The organism is uncultured Pedobacter sp. (assembly GCF_913776295.1).
Lineage (GTDB): Bacteria > Bacteroidota > Bacteroidia > Sphingobacteriales > Sphingobacteriaceae > Pedobacter.
In genome coordinates this window covers 70,993-87,805 of the sequence record NZ_CAJYOJ010000065.1, presented here as the reverse complement: position 1 = coordinate 87,805, position 16,813 = coordinate 70,993, and the positions used below count along the sequence as shown (strand labels likewise).

Here is a 16,813-nt window from a genome sequence, read left to right as displayed (position 1 = left end):
AAAATAAGATGAGCCAAAGAATCAGAATTAAGTTAAAATCTTACGATTACAATTTAGTAGATAAATCTGCTGAGAAAATTGTAAAAACTGTTAAACCTACAGGTGCAGTGGTGAGTGGTCCTATTCCACTTCCTACAGAGAAAAAAATCTTTACTGTTTTACGTTCTCCACACGTAAACAAAAAAGCTAGAGAGCAGTTCCAACTATGCGCTTACAAACGTTTATTGGATATTTATAGCTCTAACTCTAAAACTGTTGATGCATTAATGAAACTTGAATTACCTAGCGGTGTTGAAGTTGAAATCAAAGTTTAACTGATTTTAAAAGAACAGGAAAGGTCCCGATGCACATCGGGGCCTTTTTTTGTATAGCCCGAATTCTAAAACAAAACTTGAGCTGGCTGGTTGTACTGATATGATGAATAAAGATAAAGAGCAAGAAGCATTACCTGTTGAAGGACAGGATTTTGCTGATCCTAAGGAAGAAGGGAAAGATAAGCCTTCTTCACATGGTGAAGTAGCCAATCAGAAAGGTAGTGATTTTTCAGATTTGGAAGAAAGCAGGATGGAAAACCCACCGGAACACCGCGATGAAAATGGTTTGACGAAAGATGATTTGGATAGTGAAACAGCAATAGATCAAAGCAAAGGGGTGAATTAGCACAATTAACTAAAGGCGATAGAAGAGAGCAAAGGCTTGGAGTATATAATTGTTTCAATATTAAACCTTTCTGTCGTATCTATTGTTCCTATAAAAGAGTGTCTACAAAATCAATCGCTATGGAAAATCATGAAAATAATAATATTAATCCTAATGAGGAGATTAATCACAATGAGGAGGATATAGAGTGGGATAACGGAGAAGCTACTTACGGGCATAAAAGGGCTGATTTTAAGCGTAAGGATGAACCCGGGGCCGCTCACAAAAGCGCAGAGGATGATGTTAATCAAGACGTAAATGGAAGTCTGAATAATGCGAATTTAAGTCAGGGTGAAGATATAGGAAACAGAAATAAGAACGACGACAAAGGTTTACATGGAAAAGATCTGTAAATTAATTATAAAGGGATTATCCTCATTGACAATCCCTTTATAAGTTTATGCCTTTCCCGGTAGATGGAAGTAATCTAGAATTCAACAACCGAATTGTGTCAATTAACTAGCTAAAGCCCTTAATAGTTCTTCTCTAATTTTTAGCTTGTCGCGAATCCTAAGGCAGAGCTAATTTCAATAACTTATCATCAAAACGCAAGAGATATGGTTTTAATGAATTGATATATGTCAATTTTTTAAGATGTTAATTGATATCTGGTTGTGATTCAAAAACATAAGGTAGACATGATCACAATCGTTATTATGGCTTAATTGTTTTATCCATATATCCTGAATCTTACTGATAAACTCAATGCTGTTTTAGTAATCTTATGGTGTTAAATGCCAGTATTTAATGCGTGGTTTTCATCAGCTTCATTAATATCGGGCTTTGTTTTAAAATCTTCAGACGAACTTCCGGTATGACTTTCAGCACTCTTTAATGTTGGGTTTTTATCCACGCTGTTGTAGGCATCATCACTAAGTGAATCTTTACCTTGCGTACCAGAGTTATCTCTGCCATCTCTCGCTGAAGGATTTCCTTTAATCAATTCACCAGGTTCTTTGCCGTAACTCGTTACTATATTTGTATCATTGGCTTGTTCTAAAGCTTTTTGCACGTCTGATTTTTCAGATTGCTCATCACCTGACCCTACATATCCCTCCATATGTTCCTTTTTGTTGTATATACTCGTTTTCATGTCTGTATCATTTTATCAATAAACAGGGCAGAAGCTAAATGGTTTGATTATAATCAATCAGTAAAGCTGGTAAACAATAAAGGCAGATATTTCTATCTGCCTCCTGTTTTAGTTTCTATAAGGGAAATTCCGAGATATTTTCCGCATCATCCGTTCCACCATATCATCGGTAGAACTCATAATGTTATCATCCATTGTTTTAAAGAAACGCCATAACAATTCACCGTCTGATCCATTATTGATGGTTAAGAACATGGTGCCTGTTCCGGATTTTCCTCCAAAACCCCCAAATAAAACAGCCGAGGCAATAGCACCGGCTTCTGATTTCGTTTGCTCGGTTTCGAAACGACCACCAATCACCGCATCAACACCAAGTATCTTGGCTAATTCATCCTTGGTTGTTTCATCTAACTTATCCAGAACGCCAGCTTTTTTCAACAGGATATTTGTTTTGTCAACATCCTGAAAAGTTACGGTATAGTCTGAAGCTTTTCTCAGCAAAAAAGTATACATACTTGCCTGGATAGACCTGGCCATTGATTCTTCCTGACTTTTATTCGCTTCAGCGCTAAAGTTTTTGGGTTGTTTTCTGTAAGAGATTTTTACCGCAAAGGGTAAAATAGCTACAGTTTTGTGTGTTTTGATCGCATCCTTTAATTTCGGACTTTCAAAGATTTGTTTTGAGCCTTCAAATTGTGCTTTAGTCAAAACCGTAAAGCAGCATAAGACTGCAAGCGTTAATAAGATTTTCTTCATTGTTGTTTGTTTGTTTGTTTGCCGCAAATATAGATATATCTTTTAATTGATGTAATACAAATTTTACTTAAAGCATTATGCTTTACCATTTTCGCGTTTTGTTTAACTTGCGCCAGATTTTAAATGCCAGCGTGATAAATGGAGTGGAAATACTTACTTTCGAATAAAAGATACGGACAAGAGCAATATGGTGCCAGTACAGATCGGGCACGTTCTGATTTTCAGCGTGATTATGACCGGTTGATCTTTTCGTCTCCATTTAGAAGGTTGCAGAATAAAACGCAGGTTTTTCCTTTGCCTGGAAGTGTTTTTGTACACAATCGCCTAACACATAGTTTAGAAGTGGCAAGTGTGGCCCGTTCCATGGCAAACATATTTCTTAAAAGTATAGAAGAATATCAACCAGAACTCACTAAAGATGTTCCCTTAATTAACGAAGTAGGTAATATTGTAGCTGCTGCTGCACTGGCGCATGATTTGGGCAACCCGGCATTTGGACATTCGGGAGAAGCAGCCATTTCGCGCTATTTTACCGATGGTGATGGTAAGGTTTACCAGAAAGAGATGAGTGAATCGCAATGGCACGATTTAATTAATTTTGAAGGGAATGCCAATGCTATCCGGATCCTTACGCATCCATTAAAAGGAAAGGGAAATGATGCGTATGCGCTTACCTATTCAACCCTGGCCTCTATAGCTAAATATCCCTGTGCTTCTATTGTAGGTAAACAGAAAGGTTTGCTGCACCGTAAAAAATACGGTTTCTTTCAATCGGAAGAGGAAAGTTTCAAAAAGATTGCCACCGAACTTCGCCTGGCAAAAGAAGACAGCGAGTACCTCATTTATAAACGCCATCCTCTGGTTTATCTGGTAGAAGCTGCAGATGACATCTGTTACAGCATCATCGACCTTGAAGATGCGCATCGACTCAAGATCCTTTCTTATGAAGAAGTAAAAGGTTACCTCATGCCTTTTGCCAATTCAACAACTATAGAAGAACGTTTAAAAAACGATTATGAAGATGATGATGCCAAAATTGGTCTGCTGCGTGCTAAAGCCATTAATACCTTAACAAATCAATGTGCAGCGATATTCTTTAACGAACAAGAAAAGCTATTAAAGGGTGATCTTAATTATAGCTTAACTGATTTACTGCCCGAACCCTATATTTCGGCCTGGAAAGCGGTAGAAAAAATTTCCGTGGAGCGTATATATAATTTCTCTTCAGTAATACAGAAAGAGGTGGCGGGTTATAAAATTATGGCCGGTTTACTGGAAGAGTTTGTTCCGGCACTTATTCATAACAATACACACTATTACAGAAAACTGGTTAAACTTATTCCTAAACAATATCATACCGATTTGACCGATATTTATTCTATTATACAGAGTGTGCTAGACTTTGTTTCCGGAATGACAGACCTCTATGCTGTAGATTTATACCGGAATATCAAGGGAATATCGTTCCCTTCTGAAACCTAGTTTTTTAACTTGATAATTGATATTGCTTTTAACCTGAATTCGATTAATAGTTGCCTCCAGGTAGTTTATATGGATTTTTTGATTAAGATGCCGTCACTCTGATCCGATAGCAACCGGATTCATTTCAGGGTCTTCCCTGCTAAAAAGATGCTGACCACGATGTAGCTACAAGGCCATTGAAAATATTATTTCTATTTGTAAAACAAGTTTAGCAAGATGAATCGGTAGGAGACGGGTCGTTTATAAGGCAGTATTTTAGTTGAATAATTATCGAGTTCAGGTTTTTAATTTTTATCTTTTAGAAAGCATTTGTCATGGTTTTTACAAAGGCATCATGTGCTTCTCTTCTATTTGGAATAAAAAGGTTTGCATCTCGCTTTGAGCGCATTTTTACGGAAAAATGTACTTTTCTAAGTGTGATAAACCACCGGTAGCAAATCCTTTTATCAGTGTATAATGGTGTCAGGTGTTGCCTTCTTACACTAATTCAAACTATTTCGCATGGTTCCGGAAGCGCTATGATATGTTATCTTCCTCTACTTTCGTCCCATTTATTTCTCTCGTCCTGTAGTTCACGTGCCAGTTTCATTTCTTTATCTTTTGCCTTTACCTTATGTGCCTGAAATTCGTCGGCTACTTCCTGGTAAAGTTCAGTTCTGTACTTAGCCTCATGTCTTAATTTTCCGGATTGAAAAATAACAAAAGCCAAGCCAATGCCCAGCACAATAATAATGGTCCAGACAATGGTGTTATAAGTGCCCTTGTTAAATGAAATTCCTAAAAACTTAATTTCGTTAACCGAGGCTGTAGCATTGGCCAGTGAGTTTTCTTTTCCGGTAACCTCGCCTTTTAAACTTGAAATATTGCCGGCTTGTGCTTTAATTTCCTGCCTGGCTTCCTGCAATTTTTTGCGTTCCTTTTTCAGTGTATCATTCACACTTTTCCACAAAGCGGATAAACGGTTTGGGTTGATCAGTTTCGCGCCATACAAACTTTTAGATTTTTTTAACATGAACTGATACTGACCATTTAGCGAAGGATCAGTGTTTTTTGTAGTGTCGGGAGCGGTTTGCGCAAACGCAGTGTTTAAAAATAGCATAGCGCCTAAAAACAATAAGGTGTGTTTAATTTTTTGCATAGTTTAAATATAGGTATTAGCATGTAAAACTACATTTTTATCCGTTTTGCGCTCTGTAAAATGGGTTAAGATTTTGGCAAATCGATAAAATTATTTTGGTTTAACATTCTAAATAACAATTTTATCTAACTTTTATTATAAATTTATTTACGATAGGTTACATTTGTTTCATGCAAATAGGAATTATTGGTATGGGCGATATGGGCAAACTATATGCTCTTTCGTTTGTAAACGCAGGTTATAAGGTATGTGGGGCGGATATGCCTTTACGTTTTACGGATTTAAAAAATGAGCTTGAACCTAAAGGGATTGAGGTTTTGATTGATGGCCATGAAGTGGCACGTAAATCTGATTTTATCATTTACTGCGTTGAAGCCGAGAAAATTGATGAAGTGGTGGCAACTTTTGCACGCTCCACCAAATATGGTGCAATTGTTTCGGGCCAAACATCGGTCAAACACCCCGAAATTGCTGCTTTTGAAAAACACCTTCCCCTGGATACCCAGATTGTAACCTGCCATTCTTTGCACGGTCCGGCATTCAGCTCTGAAGGACAAACGCTTGTAGTGGTGCGTCACCGCGCAACCGATGAAGTTTATGCACAGGCATTGGAAGTCTATCAATCTTTAAAATCGAAGATTATTGAGATGGATGATTACCGCGAGCATGACCGTATTGTGGCTGATACGCAGGCGGTAACGCATATGGGTTTTGAGAGCATGGGCTCTGCCTGGAAAAATGCCGGTTTCTTTCCCTGGGATAATCCTGCTTATGCAGGTGGAATTGATAACGTAAAGATTCTCACTACCCTAAGGATTTTTAGCTATAAATCGCACATCTATGCCGGTTTGGCCATTCTAAATCCTTATGCGCAAAAACAGGTTAAATATTATGCACAGGCAGAGTCTGAACTGTTTAAGCTGATGATCTGTGAAAATGAAAAGGAATTCAGGGAGAAAATTTATCTGGCCCGCGATTTCGTTTTCCATGAAAGCCGTTCGCTTTTATTGCTGGATGATAACATCATGAAAGAGTTTAGCCTGTCTGATGCGGACCATAAACAGAAACCCAATTCGCACCTTAGTTTATTGAGTATGGTGTATGCCTGGTATAAAATGGGTGTAAATCCTTACGATAACCTGATCTGCCAGACACCGCCTTTCAAATTAAGGCTGGGCATTGCCGAATACCTTTTTAAAAATGAGGTTATGCTGGAAGAATCTATCCATACGGCATTATATGACAAATCAATCCGTGGCGATGATCTCGAATTCCATACCGCGGTGCATGAGTGGGCATCCATTATCGGTTACGGCGATTTGAAGGGTTACAAGGAACATTTTGAAGCGGCCAAATCATTTTTTGCCAACCGGCTGAATGATGGCAGGGATTTGAGTGCCGAGATGATAAAGAGATTGGGTAAGTAATGTAAAATGTAAGATGGATGGCATTATGTTTTCCATTTTAACCTTTTCCATTTTCATCACACATCTTACATCATCCATATAACATATAGACTTTATTTTATTCCGCAGATCCTTCGTTTCGCCCAGACAAGTGCCTTATATTTGTCAACATGTCGGTATTGCTGTTTACCCTTATTGTTTTATTAGGCGCTTTTTTAGCTGGATTACTAGGCTCGCTTACTGGTTTAGGTGGAGGGGTTATTATTATACCGTTACTTACACTGGCTTTAGGTGTTGACATCCACTATGCTATTGGTGCATCCATTGTTTCGGTTATTGCTACTTCTTCAGGCTCGGCTGCTGCTTATGTAAAAGAGGGCATCACCAATATCCGGATCGGGATGTTTTTAGAAATTGCAACCACTATAGGTGCCATTTGCGGCGCAATTGTAGCCGTTTACCTTAATGCAAACTATATCGCTATTTTATTTGGCTGTATTTTAATCTTTTCGGCAATCATGACTTTAAAGAAAAAGGTAGATCACACTACTTTGGATGATACCGATAAATGGGCCAGATTTTTTAAGCTTAACGGATCTTACCCTGATAAGGGCATAAATCGTTCATACTCGGTAAAACATGTTCCGGGAGGTTTTTTGATGATGCTTTTCGCCGGAACCTTATCAGGTTTGCTGGGCATTGGGAGTGGGGCCCTGAAGGTAATTGCAATGGATAATATTATGCGATTACCCTTTAAGGTATCAACCACAACCAGTAATTTTATGATGGGGGTTACGGCAGCAGCCAGTGCAGTGGTTTATCTGCACCGGGGCCAGATTGATCCTGGCATTGCCATGCCGGTATGCATTGGTGTTTTAACCGGCGCAACAGTTGGCTCGAAAGTATTGGTAAAGGCCAAAACCGATAAACTTAAAATGGTATTTGCCATTGTAGTTACCTTTCTGGCATTGCAGATGATTTATAAAGGAATAAGTGGATTATAATGGATACAGCAAAAAAAGAAAATCTGAACGATAAGGATATTCAGGTAATTCTCGGTACATTGTTACGTGCCGGTGTAATCATTTCCATGGCTATTGTATTAATCGGTGGTGCCATTTTCCTCATCCATAATAAAGGAGCCATTACTGATTATAAAGTTTTTAAGCCTGAAGTCGGTAAGCTTTCTTCTATTTTGGCTATATTTAAAGGAGTAACTAGTTTTCAGGGTGATGCTATTGTACAGTTTGGCATATTGATGCTCATTTTTACACCGATTGCGCGTATCGTTTTCGCCATCTTTAGCTTTTTAATTGAGCGCGATTACCTTTATGTACTGATCGGATTTATTATTTTGGCTATTATAACCATCAGCCTGAATGGCGGGATTGCACATTGATTTTTCAATAATTTACATAATGACCAAGATTTAAAATATTCTTGTTGCGAAATGCAATATTTGATCTTTTGCCGCAGATAAAAGTGATGTATCATAGATAGCAAATATTTGAATAGATTCGCCCTTTTTTACGCCTGAAATATGGATTAAATTGCTTTTAGTCAGGTTTATAGCTATCCTTTTAAATGTTCTAATAGCATATTATCTTTCATTATTAGGCTAAATCCCATCATATCAGCAATTTATTTGAAAAAATATTTAGCTAACTATTTGAAAATTAATAATTCTTGTCTATCTTTGCCGTCCCTTTCGGGGGATGTACAACCACCTTGAACGAAGCCCTACTGCTTCGATGGGTGTTAAAAAGAAAAGATAAAATGTCAGGAATTATTGGAAAAAAAGTAGGAATGACCAGTATTTTCGATGCAGAAGGAAGAAACATTCCTTGTACTGTAATCGAAGCTGGGCCTTGTGTAGTTACACAAGTAAAGACCGAAGAAAAAGACGGGTATTCAGCTGTTCAGTTGGGATACGATGAGAAAAAAGAGAAAAACACTTCTCAGCCGTTAAAAGGCCATTTCGCGAAAGCAAACACAACTCCAAAACGCAAGCTGGTAGAATTCAACTCATTTACAACTGCACTTAGCTTAGGTGATGTTGTAACTGTAGATGCATTTGCAGAAGGCGATTTTGTTGATGTTGTAGGTACCTCAAAAGGTAAAGGTTTTCAAGGTGTTGTAAAACGCCACGGATTTGCCGGTGTTGGTATGCAGACTCACGGTCAGCATAACCGTTTACGTGCCCCAGGTTCATTGGGAGCATCATCATTTCCTTCACGTGTATTCAAAGGAATGCGCATGGCAGGAAGAACAGGTGGAGACAGGGTAAAAATTCAAAACTTACAGGTTTTGAAAGTTTATGCTGAGCAAAACCTATTAGTAGTTAGTGGTTCCATTCCAGGAGCTAAAGGTTCTTACGTAATCTTAGACAAATAATCAGATGGAAGTTAAAGTATTAAACATTTCAGGTAAAGAAACAGGTGCCAAGGTGCAACTTCCTGAATCGGTATTTGGTATCGAGCCTAACGACCACGCGATTTATTTAGATGTAAAACAGTATTTGGCTAACCAACGTCAAGGTACGCACAAATCTAAGCAACGTAATGAAATTGCTGGTTCGACCCGTAAACTATACAAACAAAAAGGTACAGGTGGTGCCCGTGCCGGTAGCATTAAATCTCCGTTATTTAACGGTGGTGGTCGTGTTTTCGGTCCTCAGCCACGTGATTACAGTTTTAAATTGAACAAGAAATTAAAATCATTGGCACGTAAATCGGCTTTAGCTTACAAAGCAAAAGACAACAACGTGGTAGTTTTGGAAGATTTCAACTTCGATACGATTAAAACTAAAAACTACACAAGTTTATTGGCTGCTTTAAAAGTAGATGATCAAAAAACTTTGTTGGTTTTACCTGCACAAAATAATAATATCTATTTATCAAGCAGAAACGTTCAGAAAACTAAAGTAATCTCTGCGGCAGATTTAAACACTTATGATGTGTTGAACGCTGGTGTACTTGTGTTAACTGCTGATTCTGTTAAAACTTTGGAGGAGGCGTTTGCCAAGTAATATGGAAATTTTAAAAAAACCAATATTAACCGAAAAAGCTTCAGCTTTATCTGAGAAATCTAACCGTTTCACGTTCAGTGTTAATCACAAGGCTAACAAAATCCAAATCAAAGCTGCTATTGAAAAATTGTACGGTGTAACCATCGTTGCAGTGAACACTATGGTTGTTGATGGAAAAGCTAAATCTCGTTACACTAAAGCAGGTTTTGTATCAGGCCGTAGCCCGAAATACAAAAAAGCAATCGTAACGTTAAAAGACGGCGAAACAATAGATTATTACGCAACCCTTTAATTTAATTATTCATTATAACTATGGGCTTAAGAAAATTTAAACCAGTTACTCCAGGTACCCGCTTCAGAGTTGGTGCTAGTTTTACGGAGATTACAGCAACCAAGCCCGAAAAATCATTGGTTGTATCATCAAAAAAGTCTGGTGGACGTAACAATACAGGTAAGATGACTATGCGCTATATCGGTGGTGGTCACAAAAAATCTTATCGTATTATCGACTTCAAACGCGATAAATTCGATATTCCTGCAACAGTAGCTACTGTTGAATACGATCCTAACCGTACTGCCCGCATCGCATTATTACATTATGCAGATGGCGAGAAGCGTTATATCATCGCTCCTGAAGGATTGCAAGTTGGTTCGGTATTATTATCGGGCGACAAAGCAGCACCAGAAGTAGGTAACACTTTAAAATTATCGAACATTCCGTTAGGTTCTATCATCCACAACGTGGAGATTCACCCTGGAAAAGGAGCACAATTGGCTCGTAGTGCAGGTGCTTATGCACAGTTAGCTGCCCGCGATGGTAAATATGCTACTTTAAAAATGCCTTCAGGCGAAACCCGTTTAATTCTGACAAGTTGTCTTGCTACTATCGGTGCGGTATCTAACTCAGATCACGCAAATGAAGTGTTAGGTAAAGCTGGTCGTAAACGTTGGTTGGGCCGTCGTCCGAGAACCAGACCGGTAGCGATGAACCCGGTAGATCACCCAATGGGTGGTGGTGAAGGTAGATCATCAGGTGGTCACCCACGTTCAAGAAAAGGCGTTTTAGCTAAAGGCTACAAAACCAGAGAACTTAAAAAATATTCTAATCGTTACATCATAGAGAGAAGGAAGAAATAATGGCTCGTTCGATAAAAAAAGGACCTTATATTGACCATAACGTAGAGAAAAAAGTAAACTCTATGAATGATTCAGGCAAAAAGTCTGTAATCAAAACTTGGTCTCGCAGATCAATGATATCACCAGACTTTGTGAATCATACATTTGCTGTACACAACGGAAATAAATTCATCCCTGTGTACGTTACAGAAAACATGGTTGGTCACAAGTTGGGAGAATTTGCTCCAACCAGAACATTCAGAGGACACGCTGAAAAGAAAAAATAATTAGACAATGGAAGCAGTAGCAAAATTAAACAATTGTCCAACCTCACCGCGTAAGATGCGTTTGGTTGTAGATCTTATCAGAGGTGAACGTGTGGAAAAAGCATTAAGCATTTTAAAGTTTACCAATAAAGAAGCAGCAATAAAAGTTGAGAAATTATTATTATCTGCTATCAAAAACTGGGAAGCTAAAAATGAAGGTGCCCGCCCTGAAGAAAATCAACTTTTTGTTAAAACAGTTATGGTTGATGGTGGCCGTCAGTTAAAACGCTTACGTCCAGCTCCTCAAGGCCGTGGATATAGAATTCGTAAACGTTCTAACCACGTAACGCTGATTGTAGATAGTAAAAATACAGAAACAACTCAAAACTAATTAGGAAATGGGACAAAAAGCAAATCCAATAGGTGCCAGATTAGGAATTATCAAAGGATGGGATTCTAACTGGTTCGGTGGCAACAACTACTCCGATAAATTAGTTGAAGATGAGAAAATAAGAAAATACCTTTCTGCCCGTATTGCAAAAGGCGGTGTAGCAAAAGTGGTTATCGAGCGTACGTTAAAACGTATCACCGTTACCATACACACTGCTCGTCCGGGTATTGTAATCGGTAAAGCAGGTGCTGAGGTTGATAAAATCAAAGAAGAGTTAAAGAAACTGACTAAAAAGGAAATTCAAATTAACATCTTCGAAATTAAACGCCCGGAACTTGATGCACAATTAGTTGCAGAAGGTGTTGCAAAACAATTAGAAGCAAGGATCTCATTCCGTAGAGCAATGAAATCTTCTATCGCATCAACCATGCGTATGGGTGCTGAAGGTATCAAAATCATGACTTCTGGCCGTTTAGGTGGTGCTGAAATGGCACGTACTGAGCAGTACAAAGAAGGAAGAGTGCCTTTGCATACATTCCGTGCTGATATCGACTACGCTTTAGCTGAAGCCTTAACTACTTATGGTAAGATAGGTGTTAAAGTTTGGATCTGTAAAGGTGAGGTTTATGGAAAACGTGATTTGTCTCCAAACATTGGTGCAACAAACAACGGTCCAAAAGGCGCATCAGATAAACCAGCTTTCGGTGGAAGAGATAACCGTGGTGGTGGAAGAGATAACCGTGGCGGTGGTAACGACAGACGTGGTGGAAACCAAGGCGGCGGTCGTGGTCCGGGCCAAGGTGGTGCAAACAGAGGTGGTGGCGCAGGCGCTAACAGAGGTCCTCGTAAATAATTGATTTATTAACATCGTTTAACGATTAGAACAAAATAAAATGTTACAGCCAAAAAGAACGAAGTTCAGGAAGATGCAAAAAGGCAGAATGAAGGGGTTAGCTTCCCGTGGAGCTGAGTTAGCATTCGGATCTTTCGGTATCAAATCTCTAGAAGCTACTTGGATCACAAGTCGCCAGATCGAGGCTGCCCGTATTGCCGTAACCCGTTTCATGAAACGTGAAGGCCAAGTATGGATCAGGATCTTCCCGGACAAACCGGTAACTAAAAAACCTGCTGAGGTACGTATGGGTAAAGGTAAAGGTGCTCCTGAATATTGGGTAGCAGTTGTGAGACCTGGACGCGTAATTTTCGAAGCTGAAGGTGTGCCTTTGGAAGTTGCTAAAGAAGCATTGCGTTTAGCTGCTCAGAAATTACCGATCCAAACCAAATTCGTAGTACGTAGAGATTACGTAGAAGCATAGTAAAGTGTTGAGATGAATGTTGTAAATACTTGTTTATTATAACCGCTACACTCAACGTAAAAGAAAAAGAAAAATGAAAAATTCAGAAATCACAGGGCTTTCAAAAGAAGAATTAGTAGCTAAGATTGCGGAAGAAAAAGAGAACTTGTCAAAATTAAAGTTCGCTCACACTATTTCAGCTATCGAAAATCCTTCGCGTATTGCAAAAGTAAGGAAAGACATAGCCCGTTTAAACACTCAGTTGACTAAAGTGAAAAACACGGAGTCAGCTACTGAAACTAAATAATTTGAGAGTCGACATGGAAAGACAATTAAGAAAAACAAGAACCGGGTTAGTGGTAAGCAACAAGATGGATAAATCTGTTGTAGTGAGCGTGGAACGTAAAGTGAAACACCCGATTTATGGTAAGTTCGTAAAGAAAACTACCAAATTTATGGCTCACGACGAGAAAAATGAGTGTGGTATCGGTGATACCGTACTAATTATGGAAACTCGTCCTTTGAGTAAAAACAAGAACTGGAGATTGGTACAAATTTTAGAAAGAGCTAAATAAGATGGTACAACAGGAATCGAGATTAAACGTTGCTGATAACAGCGGCGCAAAAGAAGTATTGGTAATTCGTGTGCTAGGTGGAACCGGCAAACGTTATGCTTCAATTGGTGATAAAGTAGTTGTTACCGTAAAAAGCGCGTTACCTTCAGGTAACATCAAAAAAGGTACAGTTTCTAAAGCAGTTGTTGTAAGAACTAAAAAAGAAATCCGTCGTAAAGATGGTTCTTATATCCGTTTTGACGATAATGCTGCTGTATTATTGAACGCACAGGATGAGCCAAGAGGTACACGTATCTTTGGCCCGGTTGCGAGAGAACTACGTGAAAAACAATTCATGAAAATCGTATCATTAGCACCGGAGGTATTATAAAATGGGAAACAAAGTAAATACACCAAAACTTAAAATCCGTACAGGAGATTTAGTTAAAGTAATTGCTGGCGATTCAAAAGGTCAACAAGGAAAAGTACTTTCAGTACAAAAAGATAAAAACAGAGCCATTGTAGAAGGCATTAATTTAGTAGCTAAACACACTAAACCAAATGCTGCTAATCCAAACGGTGGTATTATTAAAAAAGAAGCTGCTCTTCACATTTCTAACCTGATGTTGGTTGATCCAAAATCTGGTAAAGCTACCCGCGTAGGTCGTAAACTTAACGCAGATGGTAAATTGGTTAGAGTTGCTAAAATTTCAGGAGAGGAGATTAAATAATGGCTACACCTAGATTAAAAAGCAAATACAAAGAAGAAGTTGTAAATGCATTAAAAGAGAAATTTCAGTACAAAACTGTAATGCAGGTTCCTAAGTTGGAAAAAATCTGTATCAATCAGGGTGTTGGTCGTTTTTCTGTTACAGATAAAAAGATTATGGATACCACTATCGTTGAGTTGACTACCATTACTGGTCAGCAAGCGGTTCCGGCACAATCTAAAAAAGATATCTCTAACTTTAAATTACGTAAAGGTATGCCGGTAGGTGTGCGTGTTACTTTACGCGATAACAACATGTACGAGTTCTTAGATCGTTTGATTTCAGTAGCTTTACCACGTATCCGTGATTTCAAAGGTATTAACGATAAAGGTTTCGATGGAAAAGGTAACTATACATTAGGTGTTACTGAGCAAATCATCTTCCCGGAGATTAATATCGATAAAATCAATAAAATTTTAGGGATGGATATAACTTTCGTAACTTCGGCAAAATCTGACGTTGAGGCGCTTGAGTTATTGAAACAATTCGGATTACCATTTAAAAATCAAAAAACAGCAGAATAATGGCAAAAGAAGGTGTAAAAGCACGCGAAGTTAAGCGCCAAAAATTGGTAGCTAGATACGCTGAAAAACGTGCGGCATTAAAAGCAGCAGGAGATTTCGAGGGTTTAGATAAATTACCTAAAAACTCATCTCCGGTACGTTTACACAACCGTTGTAAATTAACTGGTCGTCCTCGTGGATATATGCGTACCTTTGGTATTTCAAGGGTAACGTTCCGCGAAATGGCACTAGACGGTAAAATACCAGGTGTTAAAAAAGCATCTTGGTAATATAAAGTATCAGGTACAGGGTATCAAGTATCAAGACGGAATGGTTTCTTGATACTTGATACTTATGTCTTAATACTAAAAAAGAATTTTAACCGATAGCAGGTCCCATCCCGATGTGAATCAGGAAAGGAAACCACTATCAAAAACAATAAAAAATGAATACAGATCCAATAGCAGATTATTTAACAAGAGTAAGGAATGCCATTAAGGCCAACCACCGTGTTGTAGAAATTCCTGCATCAAACCTTAAAAAAGAAATTACTAAAGTTCTTTTTGACAAAGGTTACATCGCGAACTATAAGTTTGAAGATACTACCGTTCAAGGCACTATTAAAATAGCTTTGAAATATAATCCGATTACTAAAGTTCCTGCTATTCGTACATTAGTGCGAGTAAGTAAACCAGGTTTGAGACAGTATGCAGGCGTTGAAAATATGCCAAGAGTATTAAACGGTTTAGGTATCGCAATCTTATCTACTTCTAAAGGTATAATGACCGATAAAGAAGCAGCCAAATTAAACATTGGTGGTGAGGTATTGTGTCACGTTTATTAATATTTAGGAGAACTACACAATGTCAAGAATAGGAAAAGCCCCAATTACAATCCCTTCAGGTGTAACCATTACTGTATCTAACGATAACGTGGTAACTGTAAAAGGCCCTAAAGGAGAATTATCACAAGCAGTTGATAAAGATATCACTGTAAGTCAAGAAGATGGAATTTTAACAGTTCAACGTCCATCAGATCAAAAGAAACACAAAGCATTACACGGTTTATACCGCTCATTGCTTAACAACATGGTTGTTGGTGTTACAGAAGGTTATACATTAACTCAAGAGCTAGTAGGTGTTGGTTACCGTGCTACAAACCAAGGTAATACATTAGACCTGGTTTTGGGTTATTCTCACCACTATGTATTCCAGTTGCCAGCAGAGATTAAAGTAACTACACAATCAGAAAAAGGTCAGACTCCTAAAATTATTTTGGAAAGTATTGACAAACAATTGATTGGCCAGGTAGCAGCGAAAATCCGTTCGTTACGTGCACCAGAACCATATAAAGGTAAAGGTATCAAGTTTGTAGGTGAAGTGTTAAGAAGAAAAGCAGGTAAATCAGCATCTAAAAAATAGTAATCATGGCAGGTAAAAAATTATCAAGAAGAGATCGTATTAAAAAAGGGATCAGAAAAAGACTTACCGGTTCGGAAGAACGTCCAAGGTTATCTGTATATAGAAGCAATAAAGGGATTTATGCTCAGGTAATTAACGATGTAACCGGTACAACAATAGCATCAGCATCATCATTATCGAAAGATTTTACTGGTACTGGAAGCAAGAGCGATCAGTCAGTTGCAGTGGGTAAATTAGTTGCCGAAAAAGCAATTGCTGCAGGTGTTAAAGAAGTTGTTTTCGATAGAAACGGCTATTTATACCACGGTCGTGTAAAATCGTTGGCAGAGGGTGCCCGCGAAGCTGGTTTAGTATTTTAATCTGAAGAAAAAGTAAGATGTCAACTATTAATATAAAAAGAGTAAAAACCACCGATATCGAATTGAAGGATCGTTTGGTTAGTATACAACGTGTTGCTAAAGTAACCAAAGGTGGCCGTACTTTCAGCTTCTCAGCAATTGTTGTTGTAGGTGATGAAAACGGCGTTGTTGGGTTCGGCTTGGGTAAAGCAAAAGAGGTAACTGAAGCAATCGCTAAAGGTGTGGATGATGCTAAAAAGAACCTTGTAAAAGTTCCGATTTTAAATGGTACCGTTCCTCATGAGCAAATCGGTAAATTCTCAGGTGGTTTTGTTTTAATCAAACCAGCTGCAGTAGGTACCGGAGTAATTGCCGGTGGTGCGATGCGTGCTGTATTAGAGAGTGCTGGTGTACATAACGTATTGGCAAAATCTAAAGGATCATCTAACCCGCATAACGTGGTAAAAGCAACTGTTGATGCATTAACTAAAATGCGTGATGCCTATACAGTAGCTCAAACCCGTGGTATAGATTTAAACAAAGTATTTAACGGATAA

At 38.4% G+C, this 16,813-nt stretch carries 28 protein-coding genes; 25 read left to right on the top strand and 3 right to left on the bottom strand.

Annotated features, from left to right (window positions below; all coding sequences use genetic code 11):
• Positions 1-8 precede the first annotated feature (8 nt).
• From rpsJ to QZ738_RS14770, 3 genes are all read left to right on the top strand, one after another.
• A complete protein-coding gene (rpsJ, locus tag QZ738_RS14780) occupies positions 9-314 on the top strand; it encodes a 30S ribosomal protein S10 (protein ID WP_008244591.1) in 306 nt (101 codons plus the stop codon).
• 100 nt (positions 315-414) lie between these two features.
• Positions 415-660, top strand: a complete 246-nt coding sequence (locus QZ738_RS14775) for a hypothetical protein (protein ID WP_293788511.1) — start codon at positions 415-417, stop codon at positions 658-660.
• Positions 661-779: 119 nt separating this feature from the next.
• On the top strand, positions 780-1,052 hold the full coding sequence (locus tag QZ738_RS14770) for a hypothetical protein (protein WP_293788510.1): 273 nt from the start codon (positions 780-782) through the stop codon (positions 1,050-1,052).
• Between the two features lie 377 nt (positions 1,053-1,429).
• On the opposite strand, the gene QZ738_RS14765 is transcribed toward QZ738_RS14770, so the two are convergent.
• Together QZ738_RS14765 and QZ738_RS14760 are read right to left on the bottom strand one after the other, a co-directional pair.
• A complete protein-coding gene (locus QZ738_RS14765) occupies positions 1,430-1,792 on the bottom strand; it encodes a hypothetical protein (protein WP_293788509.1) in 363 nt (120 codons plus the stop codon).
• 108 nt (positions 1,793-1,900) lie between these two features.
• Complete coding sequence (locus tag QZ738_RS14760) at positions 1,901-2,548, bottom strand: hypothetical protein (protein WP_293788508.1); 648 nt, start codon at positions 2,546-2,548, stop codon at positions 1,901-1,903.
• Between the two features lie 138 nt (positions 2,549-2,686).
• Here QZ738_RS14760 and dgt point away from each other — a divergent pair, with 138 nt between their 5' ends.
• The gene (gene dgt / locus QZ738_RS14755; protein ID WP_293788507.1) at positions 2,687-4,030 is read left to right on the top strand and encodes a dGTP triphosphohydrolase; all 1,344 of its coding nucleotides are present in this window, start codon (positions 2,687-2,689) and stop codon (positions 4,028-4,030) included.
• A gap of 526 nt (positions 4,031-4,556) precedes the next feature.
• Here the strand turns inward: dgt and QZ738_RS14750 are convergent.
• Positions 4,557-5,168 carry a hypothetical protein gene (locus tag QZ738_RS14750; protein WP_293788506.1) on the bottom strand — a complete coding sequence of 204 codons (612 nt, stop codon included), beginning with the start codon at positions 5,166-5,168 and terminating at the stop codon, positions 4,557-4,559.
• 170 nt (positions 5,169-5,338) lie between these two features.
• On the opposite strand from QZ738_RS14750, the gene QZ738_RS14745 reads away from it, so the two are divergent.
• The 21 genes from QZ738_RS14745 to rpsE all read left to right on the top strand — a co-directional run bounded on the left by QZ738_RS14745 (position 5,339) and on the right by rpsE (position 16,813).
• On the top strand, positions 5,339-6,595 hold the full coding sequence (locus QZ738_RS14745; RefSeq protein ID WP_293788505.1) for a prephenate dehydrogenase: 1,257 nt from the start codon (positions 5,339-5,341) through the stop codon (positions 6,593-6,595).
• Positions 6,596-6,744: 149 nt separating this feature from the next.
• Positions 6,745-7,578, top strand: a complete 834-nt coding sequence (locus QZ738_RS14740; protein ID WP_293788504.1) for a sulfite exporter TauE/SafE family protein — start codon at positions 6,745-6,747, stop codon at positions 7,576-7,578.
• A complete protein-coding gene (locus tag QZ738_RS14735) occupies positions 7,578-7,973 on the top strand; it encodes a DUF1634 domain-containing protein (RefSeq protein WP_293788503.1) in 396 nt (131 codons plus the stop codon). Before QZ738_RS14740 ends, QZ738_RS14735 begins: the two co-directional genes overlap by 1 nt.
• A 377-nt stretch (positions 7,974-8,350) precedes the next feature.
• Positions 8,351-8,968 carry a 50S ribosomal protein L3 gene (gene rplC / locus QZ738_RS14730; RefSeq protein WP_293788502.1) on the top strand — a complete coding sequence of 206 codons (618 nt, stop codon included), beginning with the start codon at positions 8,351-8,353 and terminating at the stop codon, positions 8,966-8,968.
• A gap of 4 nt (positions 8,969-8,972) precedes the next feature.
• Entirely contained in the window at positions 8,973-9,602 is a 630-nt protein-coding gene (rplD, locus tag QZ738_RS14725) for a 50S ribosomal protein L4 (RefSeq protein WP_090501096.1), read from the top strand.
• Between the two features lies 1 nt (position 9,603).
• Positions 9,604-9,894: a 50S ribosomal protein L23 gene (rplW, locus tag QZ738_RS14720; protein ID WP_090501098.1), complete on the top strand. Its 291-nt coding sequence runs from the start codon at positions 9,604-9,606 to the stop codon at positions 9,892-9,894.
• A gap of 20 nt (positions 9,895-9,914) precedes the next feature.
• Positions 9,915-10,739 (top strand): 50S ribosomal protein L2, encoded by an 825-nt coding sequence (gene rplB / locus QZ738_RS14715; RefSeq protein WP_293788501.1) that lies wholly within the window; start codon positions 9,915-9,917, stop codon positions 10,737-10,739.
• Positions 10,739-11,005: a 30S ribosomal protein S19 gene (gene rpsS / locus QZ738_RS14710; RefSeq protein ID WP_010599906.1), complete on the top strand. Its 267-nt coding sequence runs from the start codon at positions 10,739-10,741 to the stop codon at positions 11,003-11,005. Before rplB ends, rpsS begins: the two co-directional genes overlap by 1 nt.
• A gap of 7 nt (positions 11,006-11,012) precedes the next feature.
• Complete coding sequence (gene rplV / locus QZ738_RS14705) at positions 11,013-11,375, top strand: 50S ribosomal protein L22 (RefSeq protein ID WP_293788500.1); 363 nt, start codon at positions 11,013-11,015, stop codon at positions 11,373-11,375.
• Between the two features lie 7 nt (positions 11,376-11,382).
• The gene (rpsC, locus tag QZ738_RS14700) at positions 11,383-12,228 is read left to right on the top strand and encodes a 30S ribosomal protein S3 (RefSeq protein ID WP_090501104.1); all 846 of its coding nucleotides are present in this window, start codon (positions 11,383-11,385) and stop codon (positions 12,226-12,228) included.
• Positions 12,229-12,268: 40 nt separating this feature from the next.
• Positions 12,269-12,691: a 50S ribosomal protein L16 gene (gene rplP / locus QZ738_RS14695; protein ID WP_010599903.1), complete on the top strand. Its 423-nt coding sequence runs from the start codon at positions 12,269-12,271 to the stop codon at positions 12,689-12,691.
• A gap of 73 nt (positions 12,692-12,764) precedes the next feature.
• A complete protein-coding gene (rpmC, locus tag QZ738_RS14690) occupies positions 12,765-12,977 on the top strand; it encodes a 50S ribosomal protein L29 (protein WP_090984044.1) in 213 nt (70 codons plus the stop codon).
• A 13-nt stretch (positions 12,978-12,990) separates the two neighbouring features.
• Positions 12,991-13,245 (top strand): 30S ribosomal protein S17, encoded by a 255-nt coding sequence (gene rpsQ, locus QZ738_RS14685; RefSeq protein WP_010599901.1) that lies wholly within the window; start codon positions 12,991-12,993, stop codon positions 13,243-13,245.
• A gap of 1 nt (position 13,246) precedes the next feature.
• Positions 13,247-13,615 (top strand): 50S ribosomal protein L14, encoded by a 369-nt coding sequence (gene rplN / locus QZ738_RS14680; RefSeq protein WP_010599900.1) that lies wholly within the window; start codon positions 13,247-13,249, stop codon positions 13,613-13,615.
• Between the two features lies 1 nt (position 13,616).
• Positions 13,617-13,955: a 50S ribosomal protein L24 gene (rplX, locus tag QZ738_RS14675; RefSeq protein ID WP_293788499.1), complete on the top strand. Its 339-nt coding sequence runs from the start codon at positions 13,617-13,619 to the stop codon at positions 13,953-13,955.
• Positions 13,952-14,518 carry a 50S ribosomal protein L5 gene (rplE, locus tag QZ738_RS14670; protein WP_086003386.1) on the top strand — a complete coding sequence of 189 codons (567 nt, stop codon included), beginning with the start codon at positions 13,952-13,954 and terminating at the stop codon, positions 14,516-14,518. The genes rplX and rplE overlap by 4 nt, the downstream gene beginning before the upstream one ends.
• Entirely contained in the window at positions 14,518-14,787 is a 270-nt protein-coding gene (rpsN, locus tag QZ738_RS14665; RefSeq protein ID WP_039475193.1) for a 30S ribosomal protein S14, read from the top strand. Before rplE ends, rpsN begins: the two co-directional genes overlap by 1 nt.
• A 155-nt stretch (positions 14,788-14,942) precedes the next feature.
• Positions 14,943-15,341: a 30S ribosomal protein S8 gene (gene rpsH, locus QZ738_RS14660; protein WP_293788498.1), complete on the top strand. Its 399-nt coding sequence runs from the start codon at positions 14,943-14,945 to the stop codon at positions 15,339-15,341.
• A 19-nt stretch (positions 15,342-15,360) separates the two neighbouring features.
• Positions 15,361-15,918, top strand: a complete 558-nt coding sequence (gene rplF, locus QZ738_RS14655; RefSeq protein WP_293788497.1) for a 50S ribosomal protein L6 — start codon at positions 15,361-15,363, stop codon at positions 15,916-15,918.
• Between the two features lie 5 nt (positions 15,919-15,923).
• Positions 15,924-16,277, top strand: coding sequence for a 50S ribosomal protein L18 (gene rplR, locus QZ738_RS14650; RefSeq protein ID WP_183768028.1), 354 nt, complete (start codon positions 15,924-15,926; stop codon positions 16,275-16,277).
• A 17-nt stretch (positions 16,278-16,294) separates the two neighbouring features.
• Entirely contained in the window at positions 16,295-16,813 is a 519-nt protein-coding gene (rpsE, locus tag QZ738_RS14645) for a 30S ribosomal protein S5 (RefSeq protein ID WP_010599893.1), read from the top strand.

Coding starts and splice junctions, on each gene's coding strand:
- rpsJ (WP_008244591.1), top strand. CDS start 9: ATGAGCCAAAGAATCAGAATTAAGTTAAAATCTTACGATTACAATTTA.
- QZ738_RS14775 (WP_293788511.1), top strand. CDS start 415: ATGATGAATAAAGATAAAGAGCAAGAAGCATTACCTGTTGAAGGACAG.
- QZ738_RS14770 (WP_293788510.1), top strand. CDS start 780: ATGGAAAATCATGAAAATAATAATATTAATCCTAATGAGGAGATTAAT.
- QZ738_RS14765 (WP_293788509.1), bottom strand. CDS start 1,792: ATGAAAACGAGTATATACAACAAAAAGGAACATATGGAGGGATATGTA.
- QZ738_RS14760 (WP_293788508.1), bottom strand. CDS start 2,548: ATGAAGAAAATCTTATTAACGCTTGCAGTCTTATGCTGCTTTACGGTT.
- dgt (WP_293788507.1), top strand. CDS start 2,687: ATGGAGTGGAAATACTTACTTTCGAATAAAAGATACGGACAAGAGCAA.
- QZ738_RS14750 (WP_293788506.1), bottom strand. CDS start 5,168: ATGCAAAAAATTAAACACACCTTATTGTTTTTAGGCGCTATGCTATTT.
- QZ738_RS14745 (WP_293788505.1), top strand. CDS start 5,339: ATGCAAATAGGAATTATTGGTATGGGCGATATGGGCAAACTATATGCT.
- QZ738_RS14740 (WP_293788504.1), top strand. CDS start 6,745: ATGTCGGTATTGCTGTTTACCCTTATTGTTTTATTAGGCGCTTTTTTA.
- QZ738_RS14735 (WP_293788503.1), top strand. CDS start 7,578: ATGGATACAGCAAAAAAAGAAAATCTGAACGATAAGGATATTCAGGTA.
- rplC (WP_293788502.1), top strand. CDS start 8,351: ATGTCAGGAATTATTGGAAAAAAAGTAGGAATGACCAGTATTTTCGAT.
- rplD (WP_090501096.1), top strand. CDS start 8,973: ATGGAAGTTAAAGTATTAAACATTTCAGGTAAAGAAACAGGTGCCAAG.
- rplW (WP_090501098.1), top strand. CDS start 9,604: ATGGAAATTTTAAAAAAACCAATATTAACCGAAAAAGCTTCAGCTTTA.
- rplB (WP_293788501.1), top strand. CDS start 9,915: ATGGGCTTAAGAAAATTTAAACCAGTTACTCCAGGTACCCGCTTCAGA.
- rpsS (WP_010599906.1), top strand. CDS start 10,739: ATGGCTCGTTCGATAAAAAAAGGACCTTATATTGACCATAACGTAGAG.
- rplV (WP_293788500.1), top strand. CDS start 11,013: ATGGAAGCAGTAGCAAAATTAAACAATTGTCCAACCTCACCGCGTAAG.
- rpsC (WP_090501104.1), top strand. CDS start 11,383: ATGGGACAAAAAGCAAATCCAATAGGTGCCAGATTAGGAATTATCAAA.
- rplP (WP_010599903.1), top strand. CDS start 12,269: ATGTTACAGCCAAAAAGAACGAAGTTCAGGAAGATGCAAAAAGGCAGA.
- rpmC (WP_090984044.1), top strand. CDS start 12,765: ATGAAAAATTCAGAAATCACAGGGCTTTCAAAAGAAGAATTAGTAGCT.
- rpsQ (WP_010599901.1), top strand. CDS start 12,991: ATGGAAAGACAATTAAGAAAAACAAGAACCGGGTTAGTGGTAAGCAAC.
- rplN (WP_010599900.1), top strand. CDS start 13,247: ATGGTACAACAGGAATCGAGATTAAACGTTGCTGATAACAGCGGCGCA.
- rplX (WP_293788499.1), top strand. CDS start 13,617: ATGGGAAACAAAGTAAATACACCAAAACTTAAAATCCGTACAGGAGAT.
- rpsN (WP_039475193.1), top strand. CDS start 14,518: ATGGCAAAAGAAGGTGTAAAAGCACGCGAAGTTAAGCGCCAAAAATTG.
- rpsH (WP_293788498.1), top strand. CDS start 14,943: ATGAATACAGATCCAATAGCAGATTATTTAACAAGAGTAAGGAATGCC.
- rplF (WP_293788497.1), top strand. CDS start 15,361: ATGTCAAGAATAGGAAAAGCCCCAATTACAATCCCTTCAGGTGTAACC.
- rplR (WP_183768028.1), top strand. CDS start 15,924: ATGGCAGGTAAAAAATTATCAAGAAGAGATCGTATTAAAAAAGGGATC.
- rpsE (WP_010599893.1), top strand. CDS start 16,295: ATGTCAACTATTAATATAAAAAGAGTAAAAACCACCGATATCGAATTG.